At 67.1% G+C, this 16,950-nt stretch carries 15 protein-coding genes; 14 read left to right on the top strand and 1 reads right to left on the bottom strand.

Annotated elements, in window-relative coordinates; translation table 11 throughout:
• Positions 1–2 precede the first annotated feature (2 nt).
• From ftsW to dnaE, 13 genes are all read left to right on the top strand, one after another.
• Entirely contained in the window at positions 3–1,562 is a 1,560-nt protein-coding gene (gene ftsW, locus BLQ10_RS17875; protein WP_091564362.1) for a putative lipid II flippase FtsW, read from the top strand.
• Positions 1,563–1,572: 10 nt separating this feature from the next.
• The gene (locus BLQ10_RS17870; protein ID WP_091564361.1) at positions 1,573–2,712 is read left to right on the top strand and encodes a UDP-N-acetylglucosamine--N-acetylmuramyl-(pentapeptide) pyrophosphoryl-undecaprenol N-acetylglucosamine transferase; all 1,140 of its coding nucleotides are present in this window, start codon (positions 1,573–1,575) and stop codon (positions 2,710–2,712) included.
• A gap of 4 nt (positions 2,713–2,716) precedes the next feature.
• Positions 2,717–4,117: a UDP-N-acetylmuramate--L-alanine ligase gene (gene murC / locus BLQ10_RS17865; RefSeq protein WP_091564359.1), complete on the top strand. Its 1,401-nt coding sequence runs from the start codon at positions 2,717–2,719 to the stop codon at positions 4,115–4,117.
• Positions 4,110–5,012, top strand: coding sequence for a cell division protein FtsQ/DivIB (locus tag BLQ10_RS17860; protein WP_091564357.1), 903 nt, complete (start codon positions 4,110–4,112; stop codon positions 5,010–5,012). Before murC ends, BLQ10_RS17860 begins: the two co-directional genes overlap by 8 nt.
• Positions 5,013–5,320: 308 nt before the next feature.
• Positions 5,321–6,538 (top strand): cell division protein FtsZ, encoded by a 1,218-nt coding sequence (gene ftsZ / locus BLQ10_RS17855; protein WP_091564355.1) that lies wholly within the window; start codon positions 5,321–5,323, stop codon positions 6,536–6,538.
• 114 nt (positions 6,539–6,652) lie between these two features.
• On the top strand, positions 6,653–7,432 hold the full coding sequence (locus tag BLQ10_RS17850) for a purine nucleoside phosphorylase YfiH/LACC1 family protein (protein ID WP_091564354.1): 780 nt from the start codon (positions 6,653–6,655) through the stop codon (positions 7,430–7,432).
• Complete coding sequence (locus BLQ10_RS17845; RefSeq protein ID WP_091564352.1) at positions 7,425–8,222, top strand: YggS family pyridoxal phosphate-dependent enzyme; 798 nt, start codon at positions 7,425–7,427, stop codon at positions 8,220–8,222. Before BLQ10_RS17850 ends, BLQ10_RS17845 begins: the two co-directional genes overlap by 8 nt.
• A gap of 87 nt (positions 8,223–8,309) precedes the next feature.
• On the top strand, positions 8,310–8,840 hold the full coding sequence (locus BLQ10_RS17840; protein ID WP_026266243.1) for a cell division protein SepF: 531 nt from the start codon (positions 8,310–8,312) through the stop codon (positions 8,838–8,840).
• 137 nt (positions 8,841–8,977) lie between these two features.
• On the top strand, positions 8,978–9,286 hold the full coding sequence (locus tag BLQ10_RS17835) for a YggT family protein (protein ID WP_091564351.1): 309 nt from the start codon (positions 8,978–8,980) through the stop codon (positions 9,284–9,286).
• A 161-nt stretch (positions 9,287–9,447) separates the two neighbouring features.
• Complete coding sequence (locus tag BLQ10_RS17830; protein ID WP_091564349.1) at positions 9,448–10,140, top strand: DivIVA domain-containing protein; 693 nt, start codon at positions 9,448–9,450, stop codon at positions 10,138–10,140.
• Between the two features lie 150 nt (positions 10,141–10,290).
• Positions 10,291–10,869: a signal peptidase II gene (gene lspA, locus BLQ10_RS17825; protein WP_091564348.1), complete on the top strand. Its 579-nt coding sequence runs from the start codon at positions 10,291–10,293 to the stop codon at positions 10,867–10,869.
• Between the two features lie 97 nt (positions 10,870–10,966).
• Positions 10,967–11,935 (top strand): RluA family pseudouridine synthase, encoded by a 969-nt coding sequence (locus BLQ10_RS17820; protein ID WP_091564455.1) that lies wholly within the window; start codon positions 10,967–10,969, stop codon positions 11,933–11,935.
• 148 nt (positions 11,936–12,083) lie between these two features.
• Complete coding sequence (dnaE, locus tag BLQ10_RS17815; protein WP_091564346.1) at positions 12,084–15,641, top strand: DNA polymerase III subunit alpha; 3,558 nt, start codon at positions 12,084–12,086, stop codon at positions 15,639–15,641.
• 86 nt (positions 15,642–15,727) lie between these two features.
• On the opposite strand, the gene BLQ10_RS17810 is transcribed toward dnaE, so the two are convergent.
• A complete protein-coding gene (locus BLQ10_RS17810) occupies positions 15,728–16,186 on the bottom strand; it encodes a flavin reductase family protein (RefSeq protein ID WP_091564454.1) in 459 nt (152 codons plus the stop codon).
• A 196-nt stretch (positions 16,187–16,382) separates the two neighbouring features.
• Between BLQ10_RS17810 and BLQ10_RS17805 the strand changes: the two genes are divergently transcribed.
• On the top strand, positions 16,383–16,946 hold the full coding sequence (locus BLQ10_RS17805) for a hypothetical protein (protein WP_091564345.1): 564 nt from the start codon (positions 16,383–16,385) through the stop codon (positions 16,944–16,946).
• Positions 16,947–16,950 lie beyond the last annotated feature (4 nt).

The raw sequence follows: 16,950 nt of genomic DNA, 5'->3' as shown, positions 1-16,950 counted from the left end.
CAATGGTCAGCACGCCCACACGTACGTCGGCGGCACGAACCGCCAGCGGCAAGTCCGCCGGCAACAGGACCGCGGGCACCAGGACGCCTTCGGCGGCCGCGTCAACGGCCGGCCGGCCCGCCGTCACTCCGGCAGCCCGGGTGCGTGCCTGGAACCGCGGATTCTGGTCCGCGCTCGAAGGCACCGGCAAGTCCCGCAATGGATCCACGTACTATCTGATCCTTGGCTCCACCCTGGCCTTGACGGCAATCGGCATCATGATGGTCCTCTCCGCCTCCAGCGTAGAAGCCATCGCGGCGGGGGAGTCGCCGTACTCCGCCGCCCTGAAACAGGGCGGATTCGCCGCGATTGGCGTCTTCGCGATGTTTGTCCTCTCACGCGTCAACGTCGTCTGGCTCAGGCGGGTCGCCTGGCCGCTCATGTTCCTGGCCATTGCGCTGCTCGGGCTGGTCCTTCTCGTTGGACGCAGCGCCCTGGGTAACCAGAACTGGATCGACGTCGGCCCGTTCACCTTCCAGCCCTCCGAAGCCGCCAAGCTTGCCCTCGCGCTCTGGATGGCCACGGTGCTGGACCGCAAAGCGAAGCTCCTCCAGGGGTGGCGCCACGCGCTCATTCCGGTCGTGTTCCCGGGCGCTGCTGCCGTACTGGGGCTCATTCTCGCCGGAAACGACCTCGGCACGGCCATGATTGTGATGATCATCGTGGCCGCCGCGCTGTTCTTCGCCGGCGTCCGGCTCTCCTTCTTCGGCATTGCCGGGGCGTTACTGGCCATTGGCGCGACCGTCCTCGCCGTCACGAGCCCGAACCGGATGTGCCGCATCCTGTCATGGTCGGGCCAGACCTGCGCCGATGGCTCCGACCTGAACTACCAGTCCACCAATGGTCTGTACGGGCTCGCGTCCGGTGGGTGGTTCGGCGTCGGACTGGGCCAGAGCCGGCAGAAGTACAGCTGGATCCCGGAAGCGCACAACGACTTCATCTTCGCGATCATCGGCGAGGAACTCGGACTGGTGGGGACGCTCGTCGTCCTGATCCTCTTCGCCATCCTCGGCACCGCTATCTACCGCGTCGTCGTCGCCCAGCACGATGTCTTCCACCGCGTCCTGGCCGGCGCGATCATGGTCTGGCTACTGGGCCAGGCCAGCGTCAACATGGCCGTGGTCACCGGGCTGGCACCGGTGATCGGCGTCCCGTTGCCCTTCATTTCCTACGGCGGCTCGGCCCTGCTGATGTCGCTGTGTGCAATCGGCGTCGTCCTGTCCTTGGCCCGCGCCCAGATGGACCCGGGCATGCAGCCAAAGAAGATGCTCAGGTTCGGCCCGGCCGCGTTCGCGAATTCCGTGCGGCGCGCCCGCGCTGCCCGGACCGCCAGCAGTGCAGCCAGCCGATCCGCCGCCCGCCCAGCCTCCCGTCCCGCCGCCAAGGGCGCCGGGAACGGATCCGGGAACCCGACCCGGAATGCGGCCAACAATTCATCGGCCAAGATCCCCACCAACAAGAACTCAGCCGTCAAAATCCCCGCCAGCAAGAACTCCGCCTCCAAGAACCGGACGAAAGCGTAAACAGCCCTTCATGAACACCGAGACGCCCTTGTCCGTGGTCCTTGCCGGCGGCGGAACCGCCGGTCATATCAGCCCGATGCTGGCCATCGCCGGCGCCCTCCGGCAGTCCCGACCCGGAGTGCGACTCCTGGCTGTGGGGACCCCAGGGGGGATGGAAGCGCGGCTGGTCCCGGCGGCCGGGCTGGACCTCGCCACCATCAGCAAGGTCCCGCTCCCGCGCAAACCTTCCGCGGACCTGCTCCGGCTTCCGGGCCGGATGGCAGGCGCGGTGAAGCAGGCGGGCTCCATCCTTGATGAGGCAGCAGCCGACGTGCTGGTGGGAGTCGGCGGCTATGTGTGCACGCCGATGTACCTCGCGGCCCGGCGCCGGAAGATCCCGATCGTGGTCCATGAGGCCAACACCCGCCCCGGCCTGGCGAACCGTGTCGGCGCGGGCCTCGGCGCCCATGTGGCCGTCGCCTTCGCCGCAACCAAACTGGGCCGCGCGCGGCACGTGGGCATGCCGATGCGCCCCGAAATTTCCGGCCTCGACCGCGCGGCCTCCCAGGCCGGAGCGCGGCAGGCGCTCGGACTGGGCGCGGACAAACCGACGCTGATCGTCACGGGCGGCTCCTCCGGCGCCCAAAGCATCAACCGGTCCCTCGCCGCGGCCGTGGGAGCCCTGGCCGACGCCGGCGTGCAGACCCTGCACATCACCGGCCGCGGCAAGTCCGTGCACGACGCCGACGGCAAGCCGCTCGCCGCGCCGGGGTACCGGCAGGTGGAATACGTGGACGGCATGGAAACCGTTTACGCCGCCGCGGACCTGCTGCTGGCCCGTGCCGGAGCCGCCACGGTCTGCGAGGTGGCCGCGGTGGGCGTGCCCGCCGTCTTCGTCCCCCTGCCCATCGGCAACGGCGAGCAGGCGCTGAACGCTGCGGGCCTCGTCGCCGCAGGCGGCGCCTTGATTGTCGACGACAAGGCCTTCTCCGCTGACTGGATCCGCGAGAACATCATTCCCCTGCTGCTGGACACGGACAGTCTGGCGCGGATGGCCGCCAGCTCCGAACAGCTCGGCATCCGGAACGCGGACCGGCGCATGGCCGATCTCATCCTCGAAGTCGCGTCCCCAAACCAGTCCAGCAGGAACCAGCACGGCAGGAAGCAGTAAAGCAATGACCCAGCCCCAACACGGCACGCGTTCCCTGGAATCCCTCGGCCGCGTCCACTTCATCGGCATCGGCGGCGTCGGCATGTCCGCCGTTGCCCGCATCATGGTGGCCCGCGGCGTCCCGGTGAGCGGCTCCGATGCCAAGTCGCTGCCCGTCATGGCGGACCTCGCAGCCGCCGGGGCACGGATCGCCGTCGGCTATGTTCCCGGCAACCTCGGCGACGCCCAGACGGTGGTTGCCGGCTCGGCGATCCGGCCCGACAACCCCGAGCTCGCAGCGGCGCGCGCCGCTGGGCTACCGGTGCTGCACCGCTCCGAGGCGCTGGCCGCCACCATGGCGGATGACACCGTGGTGGCAGTCGCCGGAACGCACGGCAAGTCCACCACTACCTCCATGATCACGGTGCTGCTGCAGGGCGCCGGACTGGACCCGTCCTTCGCCATCGGCGCCAACGTCCCGGCGCTCGGCGTCAACGCGGCCCACGGCACCTCGGGGATCTTCGTCGCGGAGGCCGACGAGTCCGATGGCTCCTTCCTGAACTACCGCCCCATGATCGCCGTAGTGACCAACGTCGAGCCGGACCACCTGGACTTCTACGGCACCGCAGACGCCGTCTACGCCTCCTTCGACAGCTTCACGGCCCTGCTCCCGCCGGACGGCGTCCTAGTGGCCTGCGCGGACGACCCAGGGGCCAGGGCCCTCGCCGAGCGCACCCTGGCCCGCGGCAACACCCGCGTGGTCTTGTACGGGACGGCGGCCGACGCCGCCATCCGGCTGCACGACGCCGGGCCGGGCCGGATGGGGATCTCGACGACGGCCGGCACCTTCGGCGTCGAACTCCAGGTTCCGGGCCGGCACAACGCGCTCAACGCTGCCGCCGCCTTCGCCGTGGCGGTCGAACTCGGCGTCGCGCCAGAGGCCGCGGCGGCGGCACTGGCCCACTTCTCCGGCGCCTCGCGCCGTTTCGAGTTCAAGGGGGAAGGGCGCGGCGTCCGCGTCTACGACGACTATGCCCACCACCCCACGGAAGTCCGGGCCGCCCTGTCCGCGGCACGGGCGGTCGCCGGGCAGCACAAGGTGCATGTACTCTTCCAGCCCCACCTGTTTTCCCGGACCCGCGAATTTGCCCGCGAGTTCGCCGAAGCCCTCAACACGGCTGACACGGCCCTGGTCCTGGACATCTACCCTGCCCGCGAAGATCCCATTCCCGGCGTCACCAGCGGGCTGATCGCCGAGCACCTGGGCTCCGGCGGCCGCCTCGTCGGACCCGGCGGGGAAGCTGTACAGGCACTGCTGGCGGACGCCGGACCCGGGGACATCGTGCTCACCGCCGGCGCAGGCGACGTCACGGCCTACGGGCCGCTGATTGTCGACGCCCTCACGATCGAGGCCGCCGGTGCCTAGCACCAGGCGCCCCACCTACCGGGGCGGATCCAACGCTTCCGGAACCGGCTCCCGGCCGCCGTCCGGCGGAACGGGCACGGATGCCATTTCGGCGTCCAAGAATGCCGCGGACACCGCCAGCGGCAATGCGCAGAACAAGCAGAACCCGCAGGGCACATCGGATACCGGGCCCGGTAATGTGCTGTCCTTCCCCGAGCCCAAGGGCAAACGCCGCAGGCGCATCCTGCTCAGCACCATCGCCATCGTGGCCGTGCTGATGGCGGGAATCGTAGCGGCCGCCGTCTACTCGCCGGTGCTCGCCCTTCGAACGGTCACGGTTGCGGGCACGAAGATGCTGAAACCGGATCAGGTTCAGGCCGCCCTCGCGCCCCTTCAGGGCAAGCCACTGCCGCAGATCAGCGAGGAGGAGGTCAAGGCCCTGCTCAAGCCACTGGTCCAGGTCAAGGACGTCACCGCGAAGGCGCTCCCGCCTGCCACCTTGCAGGTGCACGTCACCGAACGCATTCCCGTGGCCCTGGTCAAGCAGGGCAAGACATTCCAGCTGGTGGACGTCGACGGTGTCCAGCTCAGCACCACCGCTGATGCCGCCTCGGTACCGCTCCCGGTGATCGACGGGGGCAGCGGGACGCTTCCGAAGGACCTGTTCCAGGCCATCACTGCGGTGCTGGGGGCATTGCCGGCGGATGTGCTGGCGCGGCTCTCAAACGCCTCTGCCGCCTCCGCCGACGCCGTCGAACTCAAACTCGTCGACGGGCAGAGAATCGTCTGGGGCAACGCGGGGGAGAAGGAGCTGAAGGCGCGGGTTCTTTCGGCCCTCTTGAAGGTCCCGGCCGACCCGAAGAACCCCGTGAACGTCTACGATGTCAGCGTGCCCCGGCATCCTGTCACCCGGTAGCTGCGGCCCACCTCCGCCGCGCTCCGGGACTGCGGACGTTGCGGCGTCAGGCACGCGGATCCGTCCGCGCGCCCCAGAGGGACGACCACGGGACGGCCAATGGCCCGCGGGAGGACATGTAGGGGCTATTTGCCCGGTATTCGCGCGACACGCGGCGCCGGTTATTGAATGTCCCCCGCATAGGAAATACCGTCACAGACATGAGTTACTTGACATAACTATAACCTTCAAGTCGAAGGTTAAGGTTCAAAGCTTCAAGCAGGACTCGATCAGTTTTCGCATTAGTACACGAACAAGGGACACGTAACGTGGCAGCTCCGCAGAATTACTTGGCCGTCATCAAGGTCGTCGGCATCGGCGGCGGTGGCGTGAACGCAGTCAACCGGATGATCGAGGTCGGTCTTCGCGGCGTCGAATTCATCGCCATCAACACCGATGCCCAGGCATTGTTGATGAGCGATGCCGACGTCAAGCTCGACGTCGGGCGGGAGCTGACCCGTGGTCTCGGTGCTGGCGCGAACCCTGAGGTAGGCCGACAGGCCGCTGAGGACCACGCCGACGAAATCGAAGAGGTCATCCGGGGCGCAGACATGGTCTTCGTTACCGCCGGCGAAGGCGGCGGAACCGGTACAGGCGGCGCCCCCGTCGTCGCCCGGATCGCCCGTTCCCTCGGCGCCCTGACCATCGGCGTCGTGACGCGTCCCTTCACCTTCGAAGGCCGCCGCCGGGCAGGCTCTGCCGAGGCCGGCATCGACGCCCTGCGCGATGAAGTCGACACCCTGATCGTGATCCCGAACGACCGCCTGCTCTCCATCAGCGACCGCAACGTCTCGGTCCTGGATGCGTTCCGTTCCGCCGACCAGGTGCTGCTCTCCGGCGTCCAGGGCATCACGGACCTCATCACGACCCCCGGTCTGATCAACCTCGACTTCGCCGACGTCAAGTCCGTCATGCAGGGTGCCGGTTCCGCGCTGATGGGCATCGGTTCTGCCCGCGGCGAAGACCGTGCCGTGAAGGCCGCGGAACTGGCCATCGCCTCCCCGCTGCTGGAAGCATCGATCGACGGCGCCCACGGCGTGCTGCTCTCCATCCAGGGCGGCTCGGACCTGGGCCTGTTCGAAATCAATGAGGCAGCCCGCCTGGTCCAGGAAGTCGCCCACCCGGAGGCCAACATCATCTTCGGCGCCGTGATCGACGACGCCCTCGGCGACGAGGCGCGCGTCACCGTCATCGCCGCCGGCTTCGACGACGTCAAGGCCACCTCGCCGTCCATGGACCAGTCCCTGCCGGCCGCGCCGCCGCGGCCCGCGTCCGCCGCCCCCGCTCCGGCGCAGGCGCCCGCCTCCGCCCCGGTCCAGCCGCTGCACGCCGCCGTCGGCGCCTCCGGCTACGGCGGCTGGGGCCAGCAGCGTCCCTCTGCAGTTCCGGCCGACTCGGGCTTCGACGTCGACCTCCCGGCCGTCGTGGAGCCGGACCTGTCCGGCCGGCACTCCGATGACCTGGATGTCCCGGACTTCCTCAAGTAAATCGTTCCGCTTCAGCATGGCACCGCCGTCCGGCGGTGCCATGCTGCTTTGCGGCGGGTTACGGTGGATTGTATGAACGTAGATATCCCGGACATGTCGATGGCGGTGTTGTGATTGTTTTGCTGGCGGTCTGAAGTCCGGCCGGGCGTGTGGGTGGCCTTCACCGACGCCGGAGCCGGGAACCTGGCACTGCATGTTGGCGATGACCCCGCGGCGGTCCGCCGCCGGCGCGCGGGGCTCGAAGCGGCCGCCGGGCTCGGCGGGCGCTCCTTCCGGTACATGAACCAGGTCCACGGCAATGACGTCGCCACCATCGTTGGCTCCGCGACGGCGACAGGGGCCACGACGGCGACAGCGGCGGCGGACGCCGCGGGCCACGTGCCTGCTGCCCCCACGGCCGATGCCCTGGTCTCCCTGACCGAGCCGCTGGCCGTCCTCGTGGCGGACTGTGTACCGGTGGTACTGGTCGGCGAGGACGCGGCCGGGGCGCCTGTCATCGGCGTCGTCCACGCCGGACGGCCCGGCGTTGCCGCCGAAGTGGTGCCGGCCGCCGTGGCCCGCCTGCGGGAGCTCGGCGCGGACAGCATCAGCGCCTGGGTTGGCCCCTCGGTCTGCGGCCGCTGCTACGAGGTCCCCGAAGACCTGCGCGCAGACGTTGCCGCCGCCGTACCGGCCACCTGGTGCACCACGTCCACCGGCGCCCCCGGCCTGGACCTGCCCGCAGGTGTCCGGAGCCAGCTGGAAGCAGCCGGCGTCGTGATCGAATACTCCGGAGGCTGCACCCTCGAGGACGGCACCCTCTTCTCCTACCGCCGTGACGGCCACACCGGCCGCTTCGCCGGGCTGGTATGGACGAACGGGACGCATGGGGCCAGGGCGCACAGCCATGACTGAGCCGGTGAACGTACCGGAGACAGGGACGATCAAGCCGGTCAAGGTGCCGGGGGAGAACCGGGAGGGCGCGCTGGAGGGCCCGCGGCTTGCCCAGCTGGACGCGAACCTCTCGGCCGTCCGCCGCAGGATCGACGCCGCCGTGGCCGCCGCCGGCCGCCAGGCGACGCCACCACGCCTGATCGTCGTCACCAAGTTCCATCCGGCGCAGGACGTCCGGCGGCTGGCGTCGCTGGGCGTCACCGACGTCGGCGAAAACCGGGACCAGGAGGCCGCGGACAAAGCGGCGCACCTCGAAGACCTCGGCCTGAGCTGGCACTTCATCGGCCAGCTCCAAAGCAAGAAGGCCAAGTCCGTGGTGAAGTACGCCGCGTCCGTGCACTCCGTGGACCGGGAGGCCCTGGCTTCCGCACTCGCCAAAGCGATGGCCGCCGAAAGCGAACGCACCGGGCGCCCGCCCCTGGACTGTTTCATCCAGGTCAGCCTGGACGAGGACGCCGGGGCCCACCGCGGCGGCGCAGCCCCCGACGAGGTCCCCGCGCTGGCCGAACAGCTGGCCGGCGCTGCCGGGCTGAGGCTCGCCGGCGTCATGGCCGTGGCCCCGCTCGGGGTGGATCCGGCCGCTGCCTTCGAAAAGCTGGCAGGCATTTCCGGGCGGCTGACTGAACAATTTCCGGACGCCTCGGGGATATCCGCCGGAATGAGCCAGGACCTCGAAGAGGCCGTACGCTTCGGGGCGACACACCTGCGCATTGGCTCCGATATTCTCGGTCCGCGTCCGGCCCTGCGGTAAGTTCGACGTATTGGAAGGTAATGGCGGGGATTCCAAGGCTGTCTAGTCACTAAGCGGCCCGCTTACGGACAAGATTAGGAGTCGACCATGGCTGGCGCTCTGCGCAAGACAATGATCTATCTTGGGCTCGCCGACGGCGACGAACACTACGAGTCTGAGCACCCCACACCGCACAAGGATGAGGACGAATCCATGGAGCAGGACCGCGAGGAACGACGTGCGCCGGCGCCCGTCCGCGAGGTCCCCCGGGAAGAGCCTCACGCCGCTGAAGAGGAATATCGCGCACCTGTGACACCCATCAAGCGTGCGGCATCGAGCCGCGAAGAGACCACCGGACTCCGGCAGATCACTACCATCCATCCGCGGTCGTACAACGACGCCAAACTCATTGGTGAAAGCTTCCGCGATGGCATCCCCGTCATCATGAACGTCACCGACATGGGCGAGGCTGACGCCAAGCGCCTCGTGGACTTCTCCGCCGGACTCGTTTTCGGCCTCCGCGGCAGCATCGAACGGGTGACGAACAAGGTTTTCCTGCTCTCGCCGTCGTACATCGAGGTCATTGGCGATGATAAGAAGGTCAGCGAGACTCAGGCAAGTTTCTTCAACCAAAGCTAGGCCCGAAAATTCGGTACGGATGCCAGGCGGGGACACCTGCCTGGCATCCGTGCCGAATTATCCGTGTTGAAATAGAAGTGACACTTTCCTTAGGACACTGCGGTATCCGGAATGAACATGGAGATATGAGTTAGCTCATGGGAATTGTTTTCGGGCTCGTCTATATCGCTCTGTTGCTCTTTTTCGTGGCGTTGATCATCCGCCTGGTCTACGACTGGGTGCAGATGTTTGCCCGAAGCTGGCGGCCGCGCGGTGTGGCACTCGTGACGGCCCATGCTGTGTACTCGATCACGGACAAGCCCCTCAAGCTGCTCCGCCGGCTCATACCGCCGCTGCGGTTGGGCGGAATGTCGCTGGACATCGGCTTCCTGCTGCTGTTCGTGGCCGTCAGTGTGGCGATGTGGGTGGTCAAGGGCCTGGTGTACGCCCAGCCGATCGCAGCATGAGCCGCCGCAGCCGGCCTGCCCGGGCCCAGCCCCGGGGCCAGACCGAAAGAAACTCCGGTTTGACACTGCGGTGTTGAATTAGAGGAACCAGACCATATTTAGGTACCGTAGTTTTGACGGCCGGAAGGCCTACTGACTAACTAGACCAACGAGGTGACCAGATGGCTTTGACGCCAGAAGACGTTGTCAACAAGCGCTTTCAGCCGACCAAGTTCCGCGAAGGCTACGACCAGGACGAGGTTGATGACTTCCTGGACGAGATCGTCGTCGAGCTTCGGCGCCTGAACCAGGAGAACGACGAGCTCCGCAAGAAGCTCGCCGAATCCGGCGCCGGCACGCCTGCCAGCTCCGCAGCCGCCGCACCCGTGGTGGAAAAGGTCCCGGCGCCCGTCAAGGCCGAGAAGGAAGACACCGCCAAGGCCGAGGCCGAGGCCAAGGCAAAGGCGGCCGCAGAAGCTGCCAAGAAGAAGGAAGCCGAGCAGGCTGCCAAGGCCCAGGCAGTCGAACCGGCACGTACCGAAGCCACCCCGGCTTCCGAGTCCGCCGCCGGCCTGCTTGCCATGGCGCAGCAGATGCACGACAAGCACGTCGCCGACGGCGAGCAGCAGCGGGACAAGATCATCGCCGAAGCCCAGATCGAGGCCAGCAGCCTCGTCAACGATGCGCAGGAAAAGTCCCGCAAGATCCTTGGTGCCCTCGAGCAGCAGCGCTCCGTCCTGGAACGCAAGGTCGAGCAGCTTCGCGGCTTCGAGCGTGACTACCGTTCACGCCTGAAGGCCTACATCGAAGGCCAGCTCCGTGACCTCGATGCCCGCGGCTCCGTTGCGGCCCCTGAGGTCGAAGCCAATAGCTAGGCAAAAAGCCAAGTATTCTGAAAGTCGGTGGCTGAGGTTTCCTCGGCCGCCGGCTTTTCATTTTCCCGTAACGTGCGCCACGGGTCCCGTGCCCGGCGCCCGCCGGGTACCCGACCCCGGTCTCCGCACTGGCTCCCGAACGAAAGCCCTATGACTGACGCACCATCACCAGACGCCATGCAGCCTGTCGAGGCGGCACAGCCCGTGCACGCCCGGCCGCGCCGGGCGAAGCTGTTTGCCCTGTTCGCTGCCTTCGCGGTGGTCGCCTACGTGTTCGACCAGCTGACCAAGCTCTGGGTCACGAGCACCATGACCGAGGGCGAACGGATCCCCGTTTTTCCGCCGCTGCTGCACTGGTTCTACATCCGCAACTCCGGGGCGGCGTTCTCGATCGGCGAGAACGTCACGTGGGTGTTCACGATCATCATGGCGGCCGTGTCCGTCGCGATCCTGCTGCAGCTGCGCAAGCTCGGCTCGCTCTGGTGGGCGTTGGCGCTGGGGCTGCTGCTCGGCGGCGCCCTCGGCAATCTGACGGACCGGCTGTTCCGCGAGCCGTCGTTCGCGATGGGCCACGTGGTGGACTTCATCCAGCTCCCAAACTTCGCGATCTTCAACATCGCCGACTCCGCCGTCGTCTCCGCCGTCGTGATTATCTGCCTGCTCACCCTCCGCGGAATCTCCCTGGACGGCTCGCGCCACACGAAGGATACGGTGGCCAAAGATGTCTGAAACTACCCCAGGAAACGCCGTAGGACGCGCGGAGGAATTGCCGCAGGGGCTGGCGTCGGACGTCGCTGACAGCATCGAAGACGACGTTGCCGAGGACGTGGCGGCAGATGCTGCCGGCGAAGCTGGCGCTACAACTGCCGGGAACCGGCGCTTCACCGTCCCGGAGGACCTTGCCGGCTCCCGCGTGGACGCCGGCCTGGCCAGGCTGATGGACATCTCGCGCTCCCAGGCGGCCGCCCTGATCGCCGAGGGCAACGTCACCAGCAATGCCAAGCAGGTCGGGAAGTCTCTCAAGCTCACCCCCGGAACCGTGCTCGAGGTCGTAGTGCCCGACCGCAGGGACCCCCTGGAAATCGTGGAGGAAGTAGTGGACGACCTGTTGATCCTGCTGGACGATGACGAGTTTGTTGTCATCGACAAACCGGTGGGCGTGGCAGCCCACCCCTCGCCAGGCTGGGTGGGGCCCACAGTGGTGGGTGGCCTCGCCGGTCTCGGTTACCGGATTTCGACGTCGGGCGCCCCCGAGCGCGCCGGCATCGTCCACCGGCTCGACGTCGGGACCTCCGGCGTCATGGTAGTCGCCAAGACCGAAAACGCCTACACCGTGCTCAAGCGGGCCTTCAAGGAACGCACCGTGGACAAGGTCTACCACGCCGTCGTCCAGGGCCTTCCCGATCCCCTGGCGGGCACCATCGACGCGCCTATTGGCCGCCACCCGGGCCACGACTGGCGGTTCGCCGTGATCGAGGACGGCCGTGATTCGGTGACGCACTACGAGGTCCTGGAAGCCTTCGGAAAAGCCTCACTGGTAGAGGTACACCTCGAAACAGGCCGCACCCACCAGATCCGTGTGCACTTTGCGGCCCTGCGGCACCCCTGCGCCGGTGACCTCACCTATGGCGCAGACCCGCGGCTGGCCGCCACCCTCGGACTGACCCGGCAGTGGCTGCACGCCCGGGAACTCTCCTTCGACCACCCGCGGACGGGGGAGCGCGTTACCGTAACCAGCGAGTACCCGCAGGACCTGCGGTATGCGCTCGAGGTCCTGGAGTCCGGGAACGCCTGAGCCGTCCGGCCCGGGGCGGCCAGATCCACTCCGGCTCTTAGTCTTGCTCCTGGTTGCGGCCGCCGGATCCCGCCGGTCTGTCCGGCGGGTTCCGTTCCCGTCGTCGTGGTTGCACGCCGCCGTCGTGGCTCGGCACTAGAATGGTGCGGTGACTTCCAGCAACGACTCGTTTGTCCATCTCCACAACCACACCGAGTACTCGATGCTGGACGGTGCCGCCCGGCTCGGTGAGCTGTTCGACGAAACCGAGCGGCTCGGCATGCCGGCCCTCGCCACGACGGACCACGGCTACCTGTTCGGCGCCTTCGACTTCTGGAAGCGGGCAACCGACCAGGGCATCAGGCCCATCATCGGCGTCGAAGCGTATGTGACTCCCGGGACCGCACGCACGGACAAGACCCGTGTGCGGTGGGGCGAGGAGCACCAGCGCAAGGATGACATTTCCGGCGGTGGCTCCTACACGCACATGACCCTGCTCAGCTACAACAACGTGGGCATGCGGAATCTTTTCCGGGCCTCCTCGATCGCCTCTCTCGACTCGGTCTTCGGCAAATGGCCCCGGCTGGACCGTGAGCTGCTGAACACGTACTCGGAGGGGCTCATCGCCACCACCGGCTGCCCGTCCGGCGAAGTCCAGACCCGGCTGCGGCTGGGCCAGTACCGCGAAGCGCTTGAGGCCGCGGCCGAGTTCCGCGACATCTTTGGCGCGGAGAACTATTTCTGCGAGCTCATGGACCACGGCCTGGACATCGAGCGGCGCGTCACCGGCGACCTGCTGCGCCTGGCCAAGGACCTGAACCTGCCGCTCGTGGCCACCAACGACCTGCACTACACCCACGAGCACGACGCAAAGGCGCATGAGGCCCTGCTGGCCATCCAGTCCGGTTCCACCCTCCTGGAGCCGACCTACGACAACGGCGGCTCGCGCTTTGCCTTCTCCGGCAGCGGCTACTACCTGAAGTCACCGCAGGAAATGCGGGAGCTGTTCCGCGACCACCCGGAGGCGTGCGACAACACGCTCCTGATCGCCGAGCGCTGCGAAGTCTCGTTCAACACCGGCGCCAACTACATGCCCCGGTTCCCCTGCCCGGAGGGGGAGGACGAAACCTCCTGGCTGGTCAAGGAAGTCGACAAGGGACTCCAATACCGTTATCCCCAGGGCATCCCGGACAAGGTCCGCAAGCAGGCCGACTATGAGCTGGAAGTCATCACCTCCATGGGCTTCCCGGGCTACTTCCTCGTGGTGGCCGACTTCATCAACTGGGCCAAGAACAACGGCATCCGGGTGGGTCCCGGGCGTGGCTCCGGTGCTGGCTCCATGGTGGCGTATGCCATGCGCATCACCGACCTTGACCCGTTGCACCACGGCCTGATCTTCGAGCGCTTCCTCAACCCGGACCGCGTTTCCATGCCTGACTTCGACGTCGACTTCGATGACCGGCGCCGCTCCGAAGTGATCGACTACGTCACGCGCAAGTACGGCGACGAACGAGTGGCGATGATCGTCACGTACGGCACCATCAAGACCAAACAGGCCCTCAAAGACTCTTCGCGCGTGCTGGGCTACCCGTTCAGCATGGGCGAGCAGCTAACCAAGGCCCTTCCGCCGGCCGTGATGGCCAAGGATATTCCGTTGGCCGACATTCAGAACCCCCAGTCCAAGCGCTACAGCGAGGCGGGGGACTTCCGCCAGCTGATCAGCACTGACCCGGAGGCCGCCAAGGTCTTCGAGACGGCGCTGGGCATTGAGGGCCTGAAGCGGCAATGGGGCGTGCACGCCGCCGGCGTCATCATGTCCTCGGACCCCATCATCGACGTGATTCCGATCATGCGCCGCTTCCAGGACGGCCAGGTCATCACCCAGTTCGACTACCCAACGTCCGAAGGCCTCGGCCTGATCAAGATGGACTTCCTTGGTCTGCGAAACCTGACGATCATTTCCGATGCCCTGGAAAACATCAAGATGAACCGCGGCATCGACCTCGACCTTGAAACCCTTGAGTTGGATGACGTGGCGTCCTACGAGCTGCTGGCCCGGGGAGACACGCTGGGCGTTTTCCAGCTCGACGGCGGACCCATGCGCTCGCTGCTCAAGCTGATGAAGCCTGACAACTTCGAAGACATCTCCGCCGTGCTGGCCCTCTACCGGCCCGGACCCATGGGCGCCAACGCGCACACCGACTACGCGCTGCGCAAGAACAAGATCCAAGAGGTCATCCCGATCCACCCGGAACTCGAGGAACCGCTGTCCGAAATCCTCGGCGGGACCTACGGGCTGATCGTGTACCAGGAGCAGGTCATGGCCGTGGCGCAGAAGCTCGCCGGCTATACCCTGGGCCAGGCCGACATCCTGCGCCGCGCCATGGGCAAGAAGAAGAAATCCGAGCTGGACAAGCAGTTCGCCGGCTTCTCCCAGGGCATGCAGGACAACGGCTATTCCATGGCCGCGGTCAAGACCCTCTGGGACATCCTGCTGCCCTTCTCCGACTACGCCTTCAACAAGGCGCACTCGGCCGCCTACGGCGTGATCTCCTACTGGACCGCGTACCTGAAGGCGCACTACGCGCCGGAGTATATGGCTGCCCTGCTGACCTCGGTGGGCGACGACAAGGACAAGTCGGCGATCTACCTCAACGAATGCCGGCGGATGGGCATCACGGTGCTGCCGCCCGACGTCAATGAGTCCGCCCTCAACTTCACCCCTGTTGGCAACGACATCCGCTTCGGCATGGGCGCCATCCGCAACGTCGGCGTGAACGCCGTCGAAGCCATGGTGGTGGCGCGCGAAAAAGAAGGCGCCTACACCTCCTTCAAGGACTACCTCCTGAAGGTCCCCGCGGTGGTCTGCAACAAGCGCACCATCGAATCCCTGATCAAGGCCGGTGCCTTCGACTCGCTGGGCCATCACCGCCGCGCCCTGGCCATGATCCATGAAGAGGCGATCGACTCCGTCATCACCCTCAAACGCAACGAAGCGATCGGCCAGTTCGACCTCTTCGCCGGCTTTGAGGACCAGGAGCCCGAGGCTTCGCTCAGCACGGAAATCCCGGACCTGCCGGAATGGGAGAAGAAGGACAAGCTGGCGTTCGAGCGCGACATGCTCGGCCTCTACGTCTCCGACCACCCGCTGCAAGGGCTGGAAGGGCTCCTGAGCCAGCACGCCGACCGGTCGATCACCTCCATCATCGCCGAAGACGGCCCGCAGGACGGCGCGATCGTGACCATCGCGGGCATGATCACCTCGCTCAGCCGAAGGATCGCCAAGGCAAGCGGCAACGCCTACGCCCGTGCCGAGATCGAGGACCTCGCCGGTTCCATGGAGGTCATGTTCTTCGGCCAGGTCTATGGCCCCATCGCCTCGGTGCTCGCGGAGGACCTGATCGTGGTGGTCAAGGGGCGCCTGCAACGGCGCGACGACGGCGCCGTGACCTTGAACTGCATGGAATTGTCCGTGCCGGACCTCAGCGACAGCCAGAACGGCCCCGTGGTGATCACCATGGCCACGCACAAGGCCACCGAGGCCGTGGTCACTGAGCTGGGCGACGTGCTGCGCACCCACCGCGGAAACTCCGAGGTCCGCCTGCACCTGCAAGGCGACACCCGGGTGGAGGTCATGGGCCTGCCGGTGCATTTGCGCGTCAACCCGAGCCCGTCGCTGTTCGGCGATTTGAAGGTGCTGCTCGGCCCGACGTGCCTGGATAACTAGCGCGGGCTACTAGTGCGGGCAGCTAGCGCCGGCCGCTGGTGCGGGCCACTAGCCCCGGTCACCAGTGGCGGGCCGGTCGGCCGTCCCTAGATCTCGTAGTCGAGCGGAACGGGCTGGCTGTAAGCCCCGGAGTGGTAGAGCAGGGGAGTGCCGTCGTCGCCGACCTGGCCCTCCACCACCTCGACCACCACAACGGCGTTGTTCTCGAAGGAGAGCCGCATCTGGACCTTGCCGATCAGCCAGCCGCTGACTCCCTTGAGCACGGGCACCTCGTGGGGTCCGAGCTCCCAGTGGTCGCCGTCGAACCGGTTGCCGGCCCGGGCGAAGCGGTCGGCGAGCTCCTGGTTTTCCAGCCCGAGCATGTGCACGCCAATGTAGGTCGTGTTCGCCACGGCCGGCCAGGAGCTGGAGGTCCTGGCCATGTTGAACGTGAAGCGCGGCGGCTTGGCGGACAGCGAGGCCACTGAGGTTGCCGTGAATCCGAACGGGACGCCGTTGTAGTTGGCCGTGATGATGGCCACGCCCGCCGCGTGCCGGCGGAACATTTCCTTGAACGTCCCCTCGAAGGCTCCTTCATCTGTGGCCACTGCGATTCAACTCCCTGCTGCACGTGCGTGTCGTAGTTCCTACTCTGCCAGCGTATTGCGCAGGGGAATCGAGTACGGCATTTTGATTACTCCCGCTGTCATGTGCCGCCGGGCTGCGTCATGTGCCGGCGGAATCCTTGTTACCGTTTGTTGCATGACACAGCCCGCAATAGACGGCCCCGCCCACCACGCCGGGGAGTCCGCGCAGCCGGTACGACCCGCTTATCCCGAGCAGCAGCCCGGGCCCGGCGGGACCCTGTGGCGGAAGGCCGCGGTCATCGCGGCCGCAGGCGTCCCGGTGGGATTGCTCTGGTGGCTTCTGGCGCCGTCGGGCCTGAATCTCCTGACGGGAGACCCGGACCTCGCCGCCGGCACCAACACCGCAACCTGGCTGCCCAGGGACCTGGTGCTGGCAGGGCTGTGCCTGCTCGCAGGGTGCATCGCCGGGTCGTTCGTCGCCGGAACCAAGCACCACCAGCCCGGCCCCGGCACCGTCATCCTGGTGGTCCTGGCCGGCGTTGCCGGCGCGCTCATCGCGTGGTGGACCGGCGTGCTCAGCGCCCAATGGTGGGGAGCGCCGGCGGATACCTCGGCCAGCGCCAGCGTCGCCTTCTCACTGCGCTCCTATGCGGTCCTCGCCATCTGGCCTGCGGCGATCGCCCTGGCCGTCTTCCTGAACAGCCTCTTCCCGGGCTCCGGCGGCAAATCCCGCCGCTGACGCC

Origin of the sequence: Arthrobacter sp. ok362, assembly GCF_900102785.1 — a bacterium.
Taxonomy (GTDB): Bacteria; Actinomycetota; Actinomycetes; order Actinomycetales; family Micrococcaceae; genus Arthrobacter.
The sequence above is the reverse complement of the archived record's forward strand: the minus strand, read 5'-3'. Positions and strand labels throughout refer to the sequence as shown.

Excerpts from the sequence above, each read along its gene's own strand:
- ftsW (WP_091564362.1), top strand. The coding sequence starts at position 3 with ATGGTCAGCACGCCCACACGTACGTCGGCGGCACGAACCGCCAGCGGC.
- BLQ10_RS17870 (WP_091564361.1), top strand. The coding sequence starts at position 1,573 with ATGAACACCGAGACGCCCTTGTCCGTGGTCCTTGCCGGCGGCGGAACC.
- murC (WP_091564359.1), top strand. The coding sequence starts at position 2,717 with ATGACCCAGCCCCAACACGGCACGCGTTCCCTGGAATCCCTCGGCCGC.
- BLQ10_RS17845 (WP_091564352.1), top strand. The coding sequence starts at position 7,425 with ATGACTGAGCCGGTGAACGTACCGGAGACAGGGACGATCAAGCCGGTC.
- BLQ10_RS17840 (WP_026266243.1), top strand. The coding sequence starts at position 8,310 with ATGGCTGGCGCTCTGCGCAAGACAATGATCTATCTTGGGCTCGCCGAC.
- BLQ10_RS17835 (WP_091564351.1), top strand. The coding sequence starts at position 8,978 with ATGGGAATTGTTTTCGGGCTCGTCTATATCGCTCTGTTGCTCTTTTTC.
- BLQ10_RS17830 (WP_091564349.1), top strand. The coding sequence starts at position 9,448 with ATGGCTTTGACGCCAGAAGACGTTGTCAACAAGCGCTTTCAGCCGACC.
- lspA (WP_091564348.1), top strand. The coding sequence starts at position 10,291 with ATGACTGACGCACCATCACCAGACGCCATGCAGCCTGTCGAGGCGGCA.
- BLQ10_RS17810 (WP_091564454.1), bottom strand. The coding sequence starts at position 16,186 with ATGTTCCGCCGGCACGCGGCGGGCGTGGCCATCATCACGGCCAACTAC.
- BLQ10_RS17805 (WP_091564345.1), top strand. The coding sequence starts at position 16,383 with ATGACACAGCCCGCAATAGACGGCCCCGCCCACCACGCCGGGGAGTCC.